The 16,554-nt window shown below is 61.6% G+C and carries 14 protein-coding genes; 5 read left to right on the top strand and 9 right to left on the bottom strand.

Translation table 11 applies throughout. The features are described 5' to 3' along the window. Positions 1–195: 195 nt before the first annotated feature. Both M5G18_RS17150 and ubiA read left to right on the top strand, forming a co-directional pair. A complete protein-coding gene (locus tag M5G18_RS17150; protein WP_273898194.1) occupies positions 196–747 on the top strand; it encodes a chorismate--pyruvate lyase family protein in 552 nt (183 codons plus the stop codon). Next, the gene (gene ubiA, locus M5G18_RS17145; RefSeq protein ID WP_273898193.1) at positions 747–1,637 is read left to right on the top strand and encodes a 4-hydroxybenzoate octaprenyltransferase; all 891 of its coding nucleotides are present in this window, start codon (positions 747–749) and stop codon (positions 1,635–1,637) included. The genes M5G18_RS17150 and ubiA overlap by 1 nt, the downstream gene beginning before the upstream one ends. Before the next feature lie 63 nt (positions 1,638–1,700). Here the strand turns inward: ubiA and M5G18_RS17140 are convergent, their stop codons facing one another. Next, entirely contained in the window at positions 1,701–2,084 is a 384-nt protein-coding gene (locus tag M5G18_RS17140) for a COG4315 family predicted lipoprotein (RefSeq protein WP_007954346.1), read from the bottom strand. A gap of 151 nt (positions 2,085–2,235) precedes the next feature. Between M5G18_RS17140 and phoB the strand changes: the two genes are divergently transcribed. The 3 genes from phoB to M5G18_RS17125 all read left to right on the top strand — a co-directional run bounded on the left by phoB (position 2,236) and on the right by M5G18_RS17125 (position 5,738). Next, complete coding sequence (gene phoB / locus M5G18_RS17135) at positions 2,236–2,925, top strand: phosphate regulon transcriptional regulator PhoB (protein ID WP_003229608.1); 690 nt, start codon at positions 2,236–2,238, stop codon at positions 2,923–2,925. 74 nt (positions 2,926–2,999) lie between these two features. Continuing rightward, entirely contained in the window at positions 3,000–4,286 is a 1,287-nt protein-coding gene (gene phoR / locus M5G18_RS17130; RefSeq protein ID WP_218887987.1) for a phosphate regulon sensor histidine kinase PhoR, read from the top strand. 111 nt (positions 4,287–4,397) lie between these two features. Continuing rightward, complete coding sequence (locus M5G18_RS17125) at positions 4,398–5,738, top strand: hemolysin family protein (protein ID WP_007954342.1); 1,341 nt, start codon at positions 4,398–4,400, stop codon at positions 5,736–5,738. A 6-nt stretch (positions 5,739–5,744) separates the two neighbouring features. Here the strand turns inward: M5G18_RS17125 and M5G18_RS17120 are convergent, their stop codons facing one another. The 8 genes from M5G18_RS17120 to M5G18_RS17085 form a co-directional block, all read right to left on the bottom strand. Further along, positions 5,745–6,641, bottom strand: coding sequence for a M23 family metallopeptidase (locus M5G18_RS17120; RefSeq protein ID WP_273898192.1), 897 nt, complete (start codon positions 6,639–6,641; stop codon positions 5,745–5,747). Positions 6,642–6,866: 225 nt separating this feature from the next. Then, on the bottom strand, positions 6,867–7,823 hold the full coding sequence (locus tag M5G18_RS17115) for a response regulator (protein ID WP_273898191.1): 957 nt from the start codon (positions 7,821–7,823) through the stop codon (positions 6,867–6,869). Between the two features lie 177 nt (positions 7,824–8,000). Beyond that, entirely contained in the window at positions 8,001–8,762 is a 762-nt protein-coding gene (phoU, locus tag M5G18_RS17110; protein ID WP_007954334.1) for a phosphate signaling complex protein PhoU, read from the bottom strand. Positions 8,763–8,833: 71 nt separating this feature from the next. Beyond that, positions 8,834–9,667: a phosphate ABC transporter ATP-binding protein PstB gene (gene pstB / locus M5G18_RS17105; RefSeq protein WP_065258233.1), complete on the bottom strand. Its 834-nt coding sequence runs from the start codon at positions 9,665–9,667 to the stop codon at positions 8,834–8,836. A gap of 82 nt (positions 9,668–9,749) precedes the next feature. Next, positions 9,750–11,420, bottom strand: a complete 1,671-nt coding sequence (gene pstA / locus M5G18_RS17100) for a phosphate ABC transporter permease PstA (RefSeq protein ID WP_007954332.1) — start codon at positions 11,418–11,420, stop codon at positions 9,750–9,752. Positions 11,421–11,436: 16 nt separating this feature from the next. Continuing rightward, on the bottom strand, positions 11,437–13,470 hold the full coding sequence (locus M5G18_RS17095) for an ABC transporter permease subunit (RefSeq protein ID WP_230737782.1): 2,034 nt from the start codon (positions 13,468–13,470) through the stop codon (positions 11,437–11,439). Between the two features lie 424 nt (positions 13,471–13,894). Then, positions 13,895–14,896: a phosphate ABC transporter substrate-binding protein PstS gene (locus M5G18_RS17090; protein WP_007954316.1), complete on the bottom strand. Its 1,002-nt coding sequence runs from the start codon at positions 14,894–14,896 to the stop codon at positions 13,895–13,897. Between the two features lie 154 nt (positions 14,897–15,050). Further along, on the bottom strand, positions 15,051–16,349 hold the full coding sequence (locus M5G18_RS17085; protein WP_273898190.1) for an MFS transporter: 1,299 nt from the start codon (positions 16,347–16,349) through the stop codon (positions 15,051–15,053). Positions 16,350–16,554 lie beyond the last annotated feature (205 nt).

Genomic DNA, 16,554 nt, shown 5'->3' with positions numbered 1-16,554 from the left:
GTACTTCCTCAGGATTCAGGCTTTAGCCGGCGCGGACGGTCGATGGTGCAGCGCTGCCGTCCGGCTCAGGGCGTTTTGTACTGATCGTGCCGGGCAGATGCAAGCCTGTTCGGCGCAGCGGCGACCCGGATCAATCAAACTCGCGGCTCGCCATGGTAAGCTCGCCGCCTCATTTGCTGCCAATAATGACTCATTGTGCAACACACAAACGCTCCGCTGTGGCGCCCGCAAAGCGAACTGACACCCCTCCCCGACACATCCACGCTCGACTGGCTGTTCGACGAAGGCTCCCTGACCCGCCGGCTGACGCGCCTGTCCGATGACGGCTTCAGCGTGACGCCGCTGTTCGAAGGCTGGCAGACCCTGCGCGACGACGAATGCTCAGCGCTGGAGCTGGCCGAAGGCAGCGAAGGCTGGGTACGCGAGGTGTATCTGCGCGGGCATGGCGAGGCCTGGGTATTCGCCCGCAGCGTGGCGTCGCGCAGTGCCTTGCAGGGCGACGGCTTGCACATGGATGAACTGGGTAGCCGCTCGCTGGGCGAGCTTCTGTTCTGCGATCACGCCTTCCAGCGCCGCGCCATCGAAGTCTGCCATTACCCGGAACACTGGCTGCCCGAAGGTTCCCGGGCTGCCGACCTGTGGGGACGGCGTTCGCGTTTCGACCGTGGCGCCTTGAGCGTACTGGTGGCGGAGATTTTCCTGCCCTCGCTGTGGGAGGCCGTCCGCGCCCGTCCGGAGAACTGCTGATGTACCAAAGCCTGCTCAAATCCCTGAATCGCTTGAACCCGCGCGCCTGGGACTTCATCCAGCTGACCCGGATGGACAAGCCGATCGGCATTTACCTGCTGCTGTGGCCGACGCTTTGGGCCCTGTGGATTGCCGGTAAAGGCTCGCCATCCCTGGCCAATATCGTGATTTTCGTGCTCGGCGTGGTGCTGACCCGTGCCGGCGGCTGCGTGATCAACGACTGGGCCGACCGCAAGGTCGACGGCCACGTCAAACGCACCGCGCAGCGACCTATTGCTGCCGGCAAGATCAGCTCGAAAGAGGCGCTGGTGTTCTTCGCGCTGCTGATGGGCGTGAGTTTCCTGCTGGTGCTGTGCACCAACGCGGCGACGATCTGGCTGTCGCTGGGCGGCCTGGCGCTGGCGTTCACCTATCCGTTCATGAAGCGCTACACCTATTACCCGCAAGTGGTACTGGGCATGGCGTTTTCCTGGGGCATGCCGATGGCGTTCACCGCCGAAACCGGCGAGCTGCCGGCCACCGCCTGGCTGCTGTGGATCGCCAATCTGCTGTGGACGGTGGGCTACGACACTTATTACGCAATGACCGACCGCGACGATGACCTGAAGATCGGCGTGAAATCCACAGCGATCCTGTTCGGCGAAGCGGACCGGGTGATCATCCTGACCTTGCAGGTACTGTCGCTGGGCTGTCTGCTGCTGGCGGGGTCGAAATTCGAACTGGGAATCTGGTTCCACCTCGGCCTGCTGGTTGCCGCCGGGTGCTACGCCTGGGAATTCTGGTACACCCGCGACCGGGACCGGATGCGCTGCTTCAAGGCGTTCCTGCACAACCACTGGGCCGGGCTGGCGATTTTCGTCGGGATCGTGCTGGATTACGCGTTGCGCTGATCCCAAGGAATCGCGGCCCGAGGCAATGCCTGCGGGCCGCGATCCGGTTTCACTGCCAATGGCTTACTTGTGCTCGTGAACCACGTGCCACACGTCCTTCATCTTGTCGCCGGTCATATCGCCCGGCTTGGCATCTTTCACGAAGGTGTACAGCGGCTTGCCGTCGTAGGCGTACTGCATCATGCCGTCATCACGTTTGATGACCGTCCATTTACCTTCAGCCTTGGCATCGGCCGGCGCCATCAATGGCGGCCAGTTCTTGGCGCAATCGCCGTTGCACATCGACTTGCCGCCACTGTCCTTGTCGAACGTGTAAAGCGTCATGCCCTTGTGGTCGACCATCATTCCGTCTTTCATCATGGCCGGCTCGGCCGCCATCGCAAGTCCAGGCAGAGTCAGGGCGGCAGCCATCAGCAAAGCCTTAAAGGAAGCAGTCATTTGAGTCATGGAAACCTTCTCTTGTGGTTGTCAGGATTCGGACTTAGAGCTTAGTTCAGGATTTGCACAATCGCCGCTGGACTAAAATACTGTCACACGACTGCAATAATTCCGTTATCTAATGCGGCGCAAGACAGTTAAATGACAAGAGGATTAAGGCATGGTTGGCAGGAGCATTCTGATCGTCGACGACGAAGCGCCCATTCGCGAAATGATCGCCGTTGCGTTGGAAATGGCCGGCTATGACTGCCTCGAGGCAGAGAACTCGCAGCAGGCCCACGCCATCATCGTCGACCGCAAGCCGGACCTGATCCTGCTCGACTGGATGCTGCCCGGCACCTCCGGCATCGAGCTGGCCCGTCGCCTCAAGCGTGACGAGCTGACCGGGGACATCCCGATCATCATGCTCACCGCCAAGGGCGAAGAGGACAACAAGATCCAGGGTCTGGAAGTCGGCGCCGACGACTACATCACCAAACCGTTTTCCCCACGCGAACTGGTGGCACGCCTCAAGGCTGTGCTGCGTCGCGCCGGCCCGACCGATGGCGAAGCGCCGATCGAAGTCGGCGGCCTGCTGCTCGACCCGATCAGCCACCGCGTGACTATCGACGGGCGTCCGGCCGAGATGGGCCCGACCGAATACCGTCTGCTGCAATTCTTCATGACCCACCAGGAACGCGCCTACACCCGTGGCCAGTTGCTGGACCAGGTCTGGGGCGGCAACGTCTATGTTGAAGAGCGCACCGTCGACGTGCACATCCGGCGCCTGCGCAAGGCCCTCGGCGACGCCTACGAAAATCTGGTACAAACCGTGCGCGGCACCGGCTACCGGTTCTCCACCAAAGCCTGAGCCGAGCGCCAGCCCCGTAGACAAGGACCGCATTTTCCGTGAACCAAAACTGGCATGGCACCCTGATTCGCCACATGCTGTTGCTGGTCACCGGCTGCCTGGTGATCGGCCTGATCACCGGCTACTACGGCTGGAGTCTGGCGGCGGGACTGGGCCTTTATCTGGCCTGGACGCTCAAGCAACTGCTGCGCCTGCACGAATGGCTGCGCCTGCACCAACCCGATGAAGCACCGCCCGACGGCTACGGCCTGTGGGGCGAGGTGTTCGACAGCATCTACCACCTGCAACGTCGCGACCAACGGGTACGCGGGCGCCTGCAAGCGGTGATCGACCGCGTTCAGGAGTCTACCGCCGCGCTGAAAGACGCGGTGATCATGCTCGACAGCGATGGCAACCTGGAATGGTGGAACCGTGCCGCCGAAACCCTGCTCGGCCTCAAGACCCCGCAGGACAGCGGCCAACCGGTGACCAACCTCGTCCGGCATCCGCGCTTCAAGGAATACTTCGAGCAGGAAAGCTACGCCGAGCCGCTGGAAATCCCCTCGCCGACCAACGATCGCGTACGCATCCAGCTGTACCTCACGCGCTACGGCAACAACGAACACTTGATGCTGGTGCGCGACGTCACGCGCATCCATCAGCTGGAACAGATGCGCAAAGACTTCATCGCCAACGTCTCCCACGAGCTGCGCACCCCGCTGACGGTGATCTGCGGCTATCTGGAAACCCTGCTCGACAACGTCGAGGAAGTGAACCCGCGCTGGAGCCGCGCACTGCAGCAGATGCAGCAACAGGGCGGGCGCATGCAGACCCTGCTCAACGACTTGTTATTGCTGGCCAAGCTGGAAGCCACCGATTACCCGTCGGACAACCAGCCGGTGCACATCGACACCCTGCTGCAGTCGATCAAGAGCGATGCGCAGCAGTTGTCCGGCTCAAAGAATCAGCGCATCACCCTGGAAGCCGACACCAGCATTCTGCTCAAGGGCAGCGAGGCGGAACTGCGCAGTGCGTTTTCCAACCTGGTGTTCAACGCCGTCAAATACACCCCGGCCGAAGGCAATATCCGCATCCGCTGGTGGGGCGACGATCAGGGTGCACACCTCAGCGTGCAGGATTCCGGGATCGGCATCGACAGCAAACACCTGCCGCGCCTGACCGAACGCTTCTACCGCGTCGACTCCAGCCGCAACTCCAACACCGGCGGCACGGGCCTGGGCCTGGCCATCGTCAAACACGTGCTGCTGCGCCATCGTGCACGGATGGAGATCAGCAGCGTGCCCGGTCATGGCAGCACCTTCACCTGCCATTTCGCCCCGGCGCAGGTCGCTCAGGCACGGGTCATCAGCGCCGCTGAGTAATGCCGGACTAGGCAATCGCCAGGTCAGCCGCTACATTGGCTGACTTGCGCCTGCCTTTCAGGTGCGGATTTTTCTTTCTTTCGAATCACACGGAACCCGCAAAACTCCATCATGGACCCTTCCCCTGGCTTGTCCCTCGCAACAATATTCGCCGATTTCGGCATGATTCTTTTCGCTCTGATCCTGGTTTTGCTCAACGGCTTCTTCGTTGCGGCGGAATTCGCCATGGTCAAACTGCGCTCGACCCGGGTCGAAGCCATCGCTGAGCAGCACGGCTGGCGCGGGCACATCCTGCGCACGGTGCACAGTCAGCTCGATGCGTACCTCTCGGCGTGCCAGCTCGGTATCACCCTCGCCTCCCTGGGCCTGGGCTGGGTCGGCGAGCCGGCGTTCGCGCACATTCTCGAACCGCTGCTGAGCGCGGTCGGCGTGCAGTCGGCAGAAGTCGTCAAAGGCATCTCGTTCTTCACCGCGTTCTTCATCATTTCCTACCTGCACATCGTGGTCGGCGAACTCGCACCCAAATCCTGGGCGATCCGCAAACCCGAGCTGCTGTCGCTGTGGACGGCGGTGCCGCTGTACCTGTTCTACTGGGCCATGTACCCGGCGATCTATCTGCTCAACGCCAGCGCCAACACCATCCTGCGCATCGCGGGTCAAGGTGAACCCGGCCCGCATCACGAACACCATTACAGCCGTGAAGAACTGAAACTGATCCTGCACTCCAGCCGTGGTCAGGACCCGAGCGACCAGGGCATGCGTGTGCTGGCCTCGGCGGTGGAAATGGGCGAGCTGGAAGTGGTCGACTGGGCCAACTCCCGGGAAGACCTGATTACCCTCGAATTCAACGCCCCGCTAAAAGAAATCCTGGCGATGTTCCGTCGCCACAAGTTCAGCCGTTATCCGGTGTACGACAGCGAGCGCAAGGAGTTCGTCGGCCTGCTGCACATCAAGGACCTGCTGCTGGAACTGGCAGCGCTGGATCACATTCCCGAGTCGTTCAACCTCGCCGAACTGACCCGCCCGCTGGAGCGCGTGTCGCGGCACATGCCGCTGTCGCAGTTGCTGGAGCAGTTCCGCAAGGGCGGCTCGCACTTCGCCGTGGTCGAAGAGGCCGATGGCAACATCATCGGCTACCTGACCATGGAAGACGTGCTGGAAGTGTTGGTCGGCGATATCCAGGACGAACACCGCAAAGCCGAGCGCGGCATCCTCGCCTACCAGCCGGGCAAACTGCTGGTGCGGGGCGATACGCCGCTGTTCAAGGTCGAGCGCCTGCTGGGGATCGACCTGGATCACATCGAAGCCGAAACCCTCGCCGGGCTGATCTACGAAACCCTGAAACGGGTGCCGGAAGAGGAAGAGGTGCTGGAAGTCGAAGGCCTGCGGATCATCATCAAGAAGATGAAAGGTCCGAAGATCATTCTGGCCAAGGTGCTGATGCTCGACTGACGGGGTTTACTGCTTGCCCAACGCAAAGTTGGGCAACGCCCCCAGCGGCCGGTTGAACTGATACGGAATCGACACCAGCCCCATCCCGGTGTTGCGCTGCACCACGAAGTGCAAATGCGGGCCGCTGCTGTTGCCGGTGTTGCCGGACAGCGCCAGCGGACTGCCCACCGTCACTCGCTGCCCTTCGCGCACACTCACCGACCCTTGCTTGAGGTGCAGGTACACGCCCATCGTGCCGTCGTCGTGCAGGATCCGCACGAAATTGCCGGACGGATCGGTGCCGCGCCCATTCTGGGCATTCTCGGTCTTCACCACTACCCCGGCCCGCGCCGCAATGATCGGCGTGCCGACCGGCATGGCGATGTCCATCGCGTATTTGTTCTTCGGCCCGAAGTGGCTGTAATCGCCATTGGCGCCCTGGCTGAGGCGGAACGGCCCGCCACGCCACGGAAACGGATAGCGATAGCCCTGAGCCGCGCCAGCCGGATCACCGAGGGAATAATGGAACTGCGGCGTATACACCAGCGGCTTGCCACCGGACACCGCCGTCAGCAACGCCAGCCGCGTATTGCTGCGTGCCGGCAACACCCGGCGGATCGTTTGCGCCGGCGCGCCGCGCACGTTGCTCATCCCGGTAAACGCCAGTGCAACCTCGACCGGCGCGTACAGGTCGTTGCGCACGAACACCACGTCCGCGCCCTTCTGCTTCTTGATGTCGAGATAGACCTGGCGCTCGAGGCGCTCGACCATCCGGTCCTGAAACACGAACACCTGAGAGCCTTTGCTCGGACGGTCGCTGTACGAAACCACTCCGTTGGCATCGGTGGATTTGTAGATCGTCATGGCCACAGTCGAGGTGGAGGCCATGAACAGACCACAGAAAAACAGCAGGCGCAGGGGCATGGGCAAAAATTCTGTCGAGTAAGGCCTGGGAATGAGCCTAGCAGGTGAAGCAGACCAGGCTAGTCGACAGATGTTTCAAAATGGCAGGTGCAGGAGATGATCGTCCCCACGCTCTGCGTGGGGACGCAGCCCGGGACGCTCTGCGTCCCATGCGTGAGGACGCAGAGCGTCCCTTGAGGCATTCCCACGCGGAGCCTGGGAACGATCAATGTCAGGCGACGAAGATTATGCGCCCGGAACGAAGTGCTTCTGCGCCGTGCCGCGAGCGATCAGGCGGGAGATGTAGTCGAGCTTCTGCGCGTCCTGGTCGACGAAGCGGAAGGTCAGTTGCAGCCAGTCGCTGTCGGCTTTCTGCTCGTGCGCAACGATGGCGTGCAGGTAGCCGTTGAGACGGGCGATTTCGGCGTTGTCGCCCTGCTCCAGATCGAGCACGGCGCTGTCGAGGATCTGCGGCAGGGTGTCGGTGCGTTTCACCACCAGCAGCGCTTCCTTGATGCTCAAGGCCTTGATCACGCATTGCTGGGTGCCACTTGGCAGGCGCAGTTGGCCCTGGCCACGACCGCCGGCCGGAGCGCTGGACGCTGCCGGGGCTTTCACAGGCGGGCTGTTGAGCAAACCACGCTGTGGCGCGGCGGCGGGAGCCGGGGCCGCAGCGGCAGGCTTGGCAAACGGGTTGACCGCCGGCGCAGCCGGTGCGGAACCAATCACCGCAGCCTTGCCACCGGTCAACGCGCTCAGGGAGTCGTTGCCGAACGCCGAGTTCATCTTGGTCGGGGCGCTGTTCATCAGGGTGTCGAGCTTGCCGACCTTGTTCAGGGCCTGCTTGACCTTGGTCAGCAGTTGCTCGTTGGTGAACGGCTTGCTGACGTAACCGGAAACGCCGGCCTGAATCGCCTGCACCACGTTTTCCTTGTCGCCACGGCTGGTGACCATGACGAACGGCATGCTCTTGAGATTGTCTTGCTCGCGGCACCAGGTCAGCAGTTCAAGACCGGACATTTCCGGCATTTCCCAGTCGCACAGCACCAGGTCGAAAGCTTCCTTGGCCAGCATGGCCTGGGCTTTTTTACCGTTGACGGCGTCCTCGGTGCGGATCCCCGGGAAGTAATTACGCAGGCACTTTTTCACCAGGTCACGAATGAACGATGCATCGTCCACGACCAACACACTGATCTTGCTCATCCAACACCCCTATTAAAATCCCGGCAAGCATAACGCTGGCTGATGGCACATTGCCAAAACTCTTCAGTCACGCCGGGACTTTTCGTTCGCGGGTGCTGCTTTTTAATTCGCTTTCACATCACAGAAGTACAAACAAAAACGCCCGGCCAAAGGGCCGGGCGCTTTTCTCAGGCAATCTTACTTATCGTCAGCATCGCCCGGAACATTAGCGGTTTCGCCACTTGTCCCTTCAACTTCTTCCTTCATGCGCTTGAGGCCCATGTGGCGCACATCGGTGCCGCGCACCAGGTAAATCACCAGCTCCGAGATGTTGCGTGCGTGGTCGCCGATCCGTTCCAGCGAACGCAGTACCCAGATGATGCTCAAGACCCGCGAGATAGAGCGTGGGTCTTCCATCATGTAGGTCGCCAGCTCACGCAGGGCGGTCTTGTATTCGCGGTCGATGATCTTGTCGTACTGCGCCACCGACAACGCCAGATCGGCGTCGAAGCGGGCAAATGCGTCCAGCGCATCACGCACCATGTTGCGTACCTGGTCGCCGATGTGACGAACCTCGACGTAACCGCGCGGCGCTTCGCCTTCTTCGCACAACTGGATCGCACGACGGGCGATCTTGGTCGCTTCGTCGCCGATGCGCTCCAGGTCGATCACGGACTTGGAGATGCTGATGATCAAACGCAGGTCGGACGCCGCCGGCTGACGACGGGCCAGAATGCGCAGGCATTCTTCGTCGATGTTGCGTTCCATCTGGTTGATCTGGTCATCGATCTCGCGCACTTGCTGGGCCAGGCCCGAGTCGGCCTCGATCAGCGCGGTAACCGCGTCGTTGACCTGCTTCTCGACCAGCCCGCCCATGGCCAGCAGGTGGCTGCGCACTTCTTCCAGTTCGGCGTTGAACTGCGCGGAAATGTGATGGGTAAGGCCTTCTTTACTAATCATGTTGGCGTCCTTGGAGCGTCCGGTAAGGTGCGGCGGGCCGCAGCGTCAATTCTGTGAATAACCCGCAACTGTCAGCCGTAACGACCGGTGATGTAGTCTTCGGTCTGCTTCTTGGCCGGATTGGTGAACAGCGTATCGGTGTCGCCGAATTCCACCAGTTTGCCCATGTACATGAACGCCGTGTAGTCGGACACCCGCGCCGCCTGCTGCATGTTGTGGGTCACGATGACGATGGTGAACTTGGATTTGAGCTCGTAGATCAGCTCTTCGACTTTCAGGGTCGAGATCGGGTCGAGGGCCGAGCACGGTTCGTCGAGCAGCAGCACTTCCGGCTCCACCGCGATGGTACGGGCGATCACCAGACGCTGTTGCTGACCGCCGGACAGGCCGAGTGCCGAGTCATGCAGACGGTCTTTGACTTCGTCCCACAGGGCCGCGCCTTTCAGTGCCCACTCGACGGCTTCGTCGAGGATGCGCTTCTTGTTGATGCCCTGGATGCGCAGGCCGTAGACCACGTTCTCGTAGATGGTTTTCGGGAACGGGTTAGGCTTCTGGAACACCATGCCGACCCGGCGACGCAGCTCGGCCACGTCTTCGCCCTTGCGGTAGATGTTGTTGCCGTACAGGTTGATCGCGCCTTCGACGCGGCAGCCGTCCACCAGATCGTTCATGCGGTTGAAGGTACGCAGCAGCGTGGACTTGCCGCAGCCGGACGGGCCGATGAAGGCAGTCACGCGCTGTTTCGGGATGTTCATGCTGACGTCGTACAGCGCTTGTTTCTCGCCGTAGAACAGGCTCAGGCCCGGCACTTCGATGGCCACGGTTTCCTGCTCGAGATTCAGGCTCTGCTTGTCGCGGCCCAGGGCAGACATGTTGATGCCGTGGGTATGTGTTTCGTGCTGCATGGGAGATCCCCTGTGCTAACAAATTCGGTTCGGTTGGCTGCCGGGAATCAGGCCGGCAGCCCTTCAATTCTTGTAACGGCGATCAGCTGTCCAGCGCCTTGTACTTCTCGCGCAGGTGGTTACGGATGTACACCGCCGACAGGTTCAGGGTGGCGATCACCAGCACCAGCAGCAGCGCCGTGGCGTACACCAGCGGCCGCGCGGCCTCGACGTTCGGGCTCTGGAAGCCGACGTCGTAGATGTGGAAGCCCAGGTGCATGATCTTCTGATCCAGGTGCAGATACGGGTAGTTGCCGTCCACCGGCAGCGACGGCGCCAGTTTCACCACACCCACCAGCATCAGCGGCGCCACTTCACCGGCGGCGCGAGCCACGGCGAGGATCATGCCGGTCATCATGGCCGGACTGGCCATCGGCAGAACGATCTTCCACAGGGTTTCAGCCTTGGTAGCGCCCAGAGCCAGCGAGCCCTCACGCACGGTGCGCGGGATACGCGCCAGACCTTCTTCAGTGGCCACGATCACCACCGGCACCGCCAGCAGCGCCAGGGTCAACGAAGCCCAGAGCAGACCCGGCGTACCGAAGGTTGGTGCCGGCAGCGCTTCAGGGAAGAACAGACGGTCGAGCGAGCCACCGAGCACGTAGACGAAGAAGCCCAGACCGAACACGCCGTAAACAATCGCCGGAACACCCGCCAGGTTGTTCACCGCGATCCGGATCACCCGGGTCAGGGTGTTCTGCTTGGCGTATTCACGCAGGTACACCGCCGCCAGCACGCCGAACGGGGTCACGATCATCGCCATGATCAGGGTCATCATCACGGTGCCGAAGATCGCCGGGAAAATCCCGCCTTCGGTGTTCGCTTCACGCGGGTCGTCGGACAGGAATTCCCAGACCTTGCTGAAGTAGAAACCGATCTTGGTGAACGTCCCCATCGCGTTCGGCTGGTAGGCGTGCACCACTTTGCCCAGGCCGATTTCAATCTCTTTGCCGTTGGCGTCGCGGGCCGTCAGCGCGTCACGGTTGAACTGCGCGTGCAGGTCAGCCAGACGAGCCTCGATGTCCTGATAGCGGGCGTTCAGCTCGGCGCGCTCGGACTCCATGTCCGCTTGTGCGGTGGCGTCGAGCTTGCCTTCCAGCTCCAGCTTGCGACCGTGCAGACGGATGCGCTCGAGGCCGGCGTTGATCGCGCCGATGTCGGTCTTTTCCAGCGACTTGAGCTGCGCCGCGAGGCCGCTCACACGGTTGATCCGCGCTTGCAGTTCAGGCCAGGCCGCTTCGCCCTCGGCGATCACCTTGCCGTCCTGTTTGACGTTGACCAGGTAGCCGTAGAAGTTGCCCCACTCACGACGCTCCAGCGCCATCAGTTCCACCGGCGTGGTCTGATTGGTCAGCCACTCGCCGACGATCCAGGTGAAATCGTTGCCGTTCAGGTCACGGTTGCCGACCTTGATCAGCTCGCGGGTCATGAATTCCGGACCTTCGTCCGGTACCGGCAGGCCGGCGCTCTTCAGACGGGCGCGCGGCACTTCTTCTTTCTGCACCACTTCGCCCACGACCAGATGCTGGCCCTGGCCCGGTACGTCATAGCTGGCGTGGATCAGATCCGCCGGCCAGAAGTGACCCAGACCACGCACGGCGATCACCGCCAGCAGGCCAATGGTCATGATGACCGCGATGGACACCGCGCCGCCGCTGATCCAGACGCCGGGGGCGCCGCTCTTGAACCATCCTTTCAGGGAGTTCTGTTTCACAGACTTCTACCTTTGCTTAAAGCGACGAGTATTTCTTGCGCAGACGCTGACGAATCAGTTCCGCGAGGGTGTTCATGACGAAGGTGAACAACAGCAACACCAGCGCCGAGAGGAACAGCACGCGGTAGTGGCTGCCGCCGACTTCCGACTCCGGCATTTCCACCGCAACGTTGGCGGCCAGGGTGCGCAGGCCTTCGAACAGGTTCATTTCCATGACCGGGGTGTTGCCGGTGGCCATCAGCACGATCATGGTTTCGCCGACCGCACGGCCCATGCCGATCATCAGCGCCGAGAAGATGCCCGGGCTGGCGGTCAGGATGACCACGCGAGTCATGGTCTGCCACGGCGTGGCACCGAGGGCCAGCGAGCCCAGGGTCAGGCCGCGCGGCACGCTGAACACGGCGTCTTCGGCGATCGAGTAGATGTTCGGGATCACCGCAAAGCCCATGGCCAGACCGACCACCAGAGCGTTGCGCTGGTCGTAGGTGATGCCCAGGTCGTGGGAGATCCACATGCGCATGTCACCGCCGAAGAACCAGTTCTCCATGAACGGACTCATGTACAGCGACAGCCAGCCAACGAACAGGATCACCGGAATCAGCAGCGCACTTTCCCAGCCATCCGGGACTTTCAGGCGGATCGATTCAGGCAGGCGGCTGAAGGTGAAACCGGCGATCAGGATGCCGATCGGCAGCAGCATCAGCAGGCTGAAGATGCCCGGCAGATGCCCTTCCACGTATGGCGCCAGGAACAGGCCGGCGAAGAAGCCGAGGATCACCGTCGGCATCGCTTCCATCAGCTCGATCACCGGTTTGACCTTGCGGCGCATGCCCGGGGCCATGAAGTACGCGGTGTAGATCGCAGCGGCGACAGCCAGCGGTGCAGCCAGCAGCATCGCGTAGAACGCGGCTTTCAGGGTGCCGAAGGTCAGTGGCGACAGGCTCAGTTTCGGTTCGAAATCGGTGTTGGCGGCGGTCGATTGCCAGACGTATTTAGGCTCGTCGTAGTTCTCGTACCAGACCTTGCTCCACAGTGCGCTCCACGAGACTTCCGGGTGCGGGTTGTCGAGCAGCAGCGGTTGCAGCTTGCCGCCGGCTTCGACGATCACGCGGTTGGCGCGCGGCGACAGACCGAACAGGCCCTGGCCTTCGACGACTTGATCCACCAGCAAGGTGCGGTGCGCGGTGCTGTGGAACACGCCGAGCTTGCCGCTGGCATCCAGGGCCAGGAAGCCCTTGCGACGTTCTTCGGCGGAAATTTCAACGATCGGCGTGGTGCCCATCTGGAAGGTGCGGATCTGCTTCAGGCGCAGCTCGCCATCGGTGTCGCGGGCCATAAACCACTGGGCCAGGCCACCTTTGGAGTCACCGACGATCAGCGAGATGCCGCCCACCAGTTGCGTGGCGGCGGTGACTTCGGCTTCGCCGTTTTCCAGCAGCTTGTAGCGACCGTTGAGGCTCTTGTCGCGCAGGCTGAACACGTCGGCCTGGGCACGTCCGTTGACCACGTACAGCCACTGCTGGCGCGGGTCGACGAAGATGTTTTTCACCGGCTCGGTCATCTGCGGCAAGTCGATACGCTTCTGCTCGTTGGTGACTTCGCCGGTCATCATGTTTTCTTCGCTGGTCAGCGACAGCACGTTGAGTTGCGAACCGGTGGAACCGACCAGCATCAGGGTCGAATCGGTGGCGTTGAGGCTGACGTGCTCCAGCGCACCGCCGCTTTCGTTCAGCGCGATCGGTGCATCGCCATACGGATACTCGATGGCCGGGGTGATGGTTTTCTTGCCATCCGGGTAGCTGACTTTATAAGTGTGACGGAACACCAGCGCCTGACCGTTGGACAGGCCCACGGCCACCAGCGGATGGCCCGGCTGGTCTTCGCCGATGGAGGTCACACTGGCGCCTGCCGGCAAAGGCAGATCGACGCGCTTCAACTCAGCGCCACTGTCGATGTCGAAGAACAGCGCCTGGCCCTTGTCGGAAACGCGCATCGCCACCTGATTCTGCTCTTCGAGCGAAATCATCAGCGGCTTGCCGGCGTCCTGCATCCAGGCCGGGGTGATTGCATCTTTCGCGCTCAGGTCAGCACCTTTGAACAGCGGCGCGACCACGTAGGCGAGGAAGAAGAAGATCAGGGTGATGGCTGCCAGCACCGCCAGACCGCCGACGAGGACGTACCAGCGGGTGAAGCGATCCTTGAGCGCGCGAATGCGGCGCTTGCGTTGCAACTCAGGCGTATTGAAGTCAATGCGCTTGGGAGGGTTCGTAGTCATTTTGGAATTGGCCAGATCATTCATGCGCACACCCTAGCGATCCTGTATGACAGAAAGATGACAATGCAGTGACGCACCAAATCCGCCGCCAGCAGGGCACTGGCAGTGGATAGAAGAATTCGGGGAGTGTGGGGGCCGGGCCGCTTGCGGGCCGGGCCCCACACGTGAGTCAGGCGGGGTTCACCCCTGACTCAGTTTGTTACTTTTTTGCGACTTCAGCGCCGCCTTCCTGCAGACCCAGGTCAGCCAGTGCTTTTGCAGCAACCTTGGCTGGCAGAGGGATGTAGCCGTCTTTCACTACCACTTCCTGGCCCTGTTTCGACAGAACCAGTTTCACGAACTCGGCTTCCAGCGGGGCCAGAGGCTTGTTCGGGGCTTTGTTGACGTACACGTACAGGAAACGCGACAGCGGGTACTTGCCGTTCAGGGCGTTTTCTTCGGTGTCTTCGATGAAGTCAGTGCTGCCTTTCTTCGACAGAGCAACGGTTTTCACGCTGGCGGTCTTGTAGCCGATGCCCGAGTAACCGATGCCGTTCAGCGAGGAGCTGATCGACTGCACGACCGAAGCCGAGCCTGGTTGTTCGTTGACGTTAGGCTTGTAGTCGCCTTTGCACAGGGCTTCTTCCTTGAAGTAGCCGTAGGTGCCGGATACCGAGTTGCGACCGAACAGTTGAACCGGCTTGTTGGCCAGGTCGCCGGTCACGCCCAGGTCGCCCCAGGTTTTCACGTCGGTCTTGGCGCCGCACAGACGGGTAGACGAGAAGATCGCGTCAACCTGTTCCATGGTCAGGTGCTGGATCGGGTTGTCCTTGTGTACGAAAACAGCCAGGGCGTCCACGGCAACCGGGATAGCGGTTGGCTTGTAGCCGTATTTCTGTTCGAAGGCTGCCAGTTCGGTGTCCTTCATCTTGCGGCTCATCGGGCCCAGGTTGGAGGTGCCTTCCGTCAGCGCAGGTGGCGCAGTGGCGGAGCCAGCGGCCTGAATCTGGATGTTTACGTTCGGGTATTCTTTTTTGTAGTTCTCAGCCCAGAGGGTCATGAGGTTGGCCAGGGTATCGGAGCCGACGCTGGACAGGTTGCCCGACACACCAGTGGTCTTGGTGTAGCTCGGGATAGCAGGGTCAACAGCGGCAACCGCGTTGGCAGTCGCAACGCCAGCAGCGACAAAAGTCATTGCCGCCATCAAACGCTTCAGTTTCATGCCTTACTCCTAGCAGATAGGGTGTGTTAAGTCGGGGCCAAGTATCAGCAGGCCGTGTGAACACTCTATGGCTGAAATATGACAATTGGATGAAAGGCCAGCATCCCTGTCGGAAGGCTGGCCTTTCAGTTGTAACGGCAAGTGTGAAGATGACTCAGCGACCTTTGCTCCACAGCCACGCGCCGACCAGGATCCCCATCCCGCACAGCACCGCCACATAGTAGGCAGGGCCCATCGCGCTTTCTTTCAGCAGCAGGCTGACCACCATCGGCGTCAGGCCACCGAAGATCGCGTAAGCGACGTTATAAGAGAAGGACAGACCGCTGAAGCGCACCACCGGCGGGAACGCTTTCACCATTACGTAAGGCACCGCGCCGATGGTGCCGACCAGGAAACCGGTCAGCGCATACAGCGGGAACAGCCAGTTCGGGTGATCGGCGAGGCTGTGATAGAAGGTCCAGGAACTGGCCAGCAAGCCCAGGCAGCCGAACACGAACACCCGACCGGCACCGAAGCGATCGGCCAGCGCGCCGGAAATGATGCAACCCAGGCTCAGGAACACGATCGCCAGGCTGTTGGATTGCAGCGCGGTGGTCGGCGAGAAGTGATAGACCGTTTGCAGCACTGTCGGGGTCATCAGGATTACCACGACGATACCGGCGGACAGCAACCAGGTCAGCAGCATCGACACTGCGATCGCCCCGCGATGGTCACGCAGCACTGCGCGCAGCGGCACTTCTTCGGCCAGCGCCTTGCGCTGTTGCAGTTCGGCGAACACCGGGGTTTCGTGCAGCCAGCGACGCAGGTAGACCGAGAACAGACCGAACACACCACCCAACAGGAACGGAATCCGCCAGGCGTAATCCGAAACTTCCACTGGCGTATAAATGCTATTGATCGCGGTGGCGACCAGCGAACCGAGCAGGATGCCCGCCGTCAGGCCGCTGGTCAGGGTGCCGCAGGCGTAGCCGATGTGCTTGCCGGGTACGTGTTCGGAAACGAAGACCCACGCCCCCGGAACCTCACCGCCAATCGCCGCGCCCTGAATGACGCGCATCAACAGAAGCAGGATCGGCGCCCACATGCCGATCTGCGCGTAGGTCGGCAACAGGCCCATGATCAGGGTCGGCACGGCCATCATGAAAATGCTCAGGGTGAACATCTTCTTGCGCCCCAGCAGGTCGCCGAAGTGCGCCATCACGATCCCGCCCAGCGGCCGTGCGAGGTAGCCGGCGGCGAAGATGCCGAAGGTCTGCATCAGACGCAGCCACTCGGGCATGTCGGCCGGGAAGAACAATTTGCCGACCACGGTGGCGAAGAACACGAAGATGATGAAATCGTAGAACTCCAGCGCGCCCCCCAGGGCCGAAAGCGACAGAGTCTTGTAGTCATTGCGGGTCAACGGTCGTGCGGGTTGGTCGGGCTGCGCGAGGCTCGAGGGCGCTGTGGTCATGGCAAGGTCTTCTCTTATAGTCGGATCTGCCGCCACAACAACGCTGGCTGTGGCTCGGGCAGGTTCGGCACCATAGCAAATTGTTCGAAAAAGCACATAGAGGCGCGTATTTGCCGGTCGAAATCAGAACCGGACGGTCGTCGCGGAGTCTACCGACCGATATACTCGCAACCTTGCTCCGGTTTGTAAGGGGTTGCTGTGCGAA

The sequence above is a fragment of the Pseudomonas aphyarum genome (assembly GCF_028657055.1).
Lineage (GTDB): Bacteria > Pseudomonadota > Gammaproteobacteria > Pseudomonadales > Pseudomonadaceae > Aquipseudomonas > Aquipseudomonas aphyarum.
This window is presented reverse-complemented; position numbering and strand designations above follow the sequence as displayed.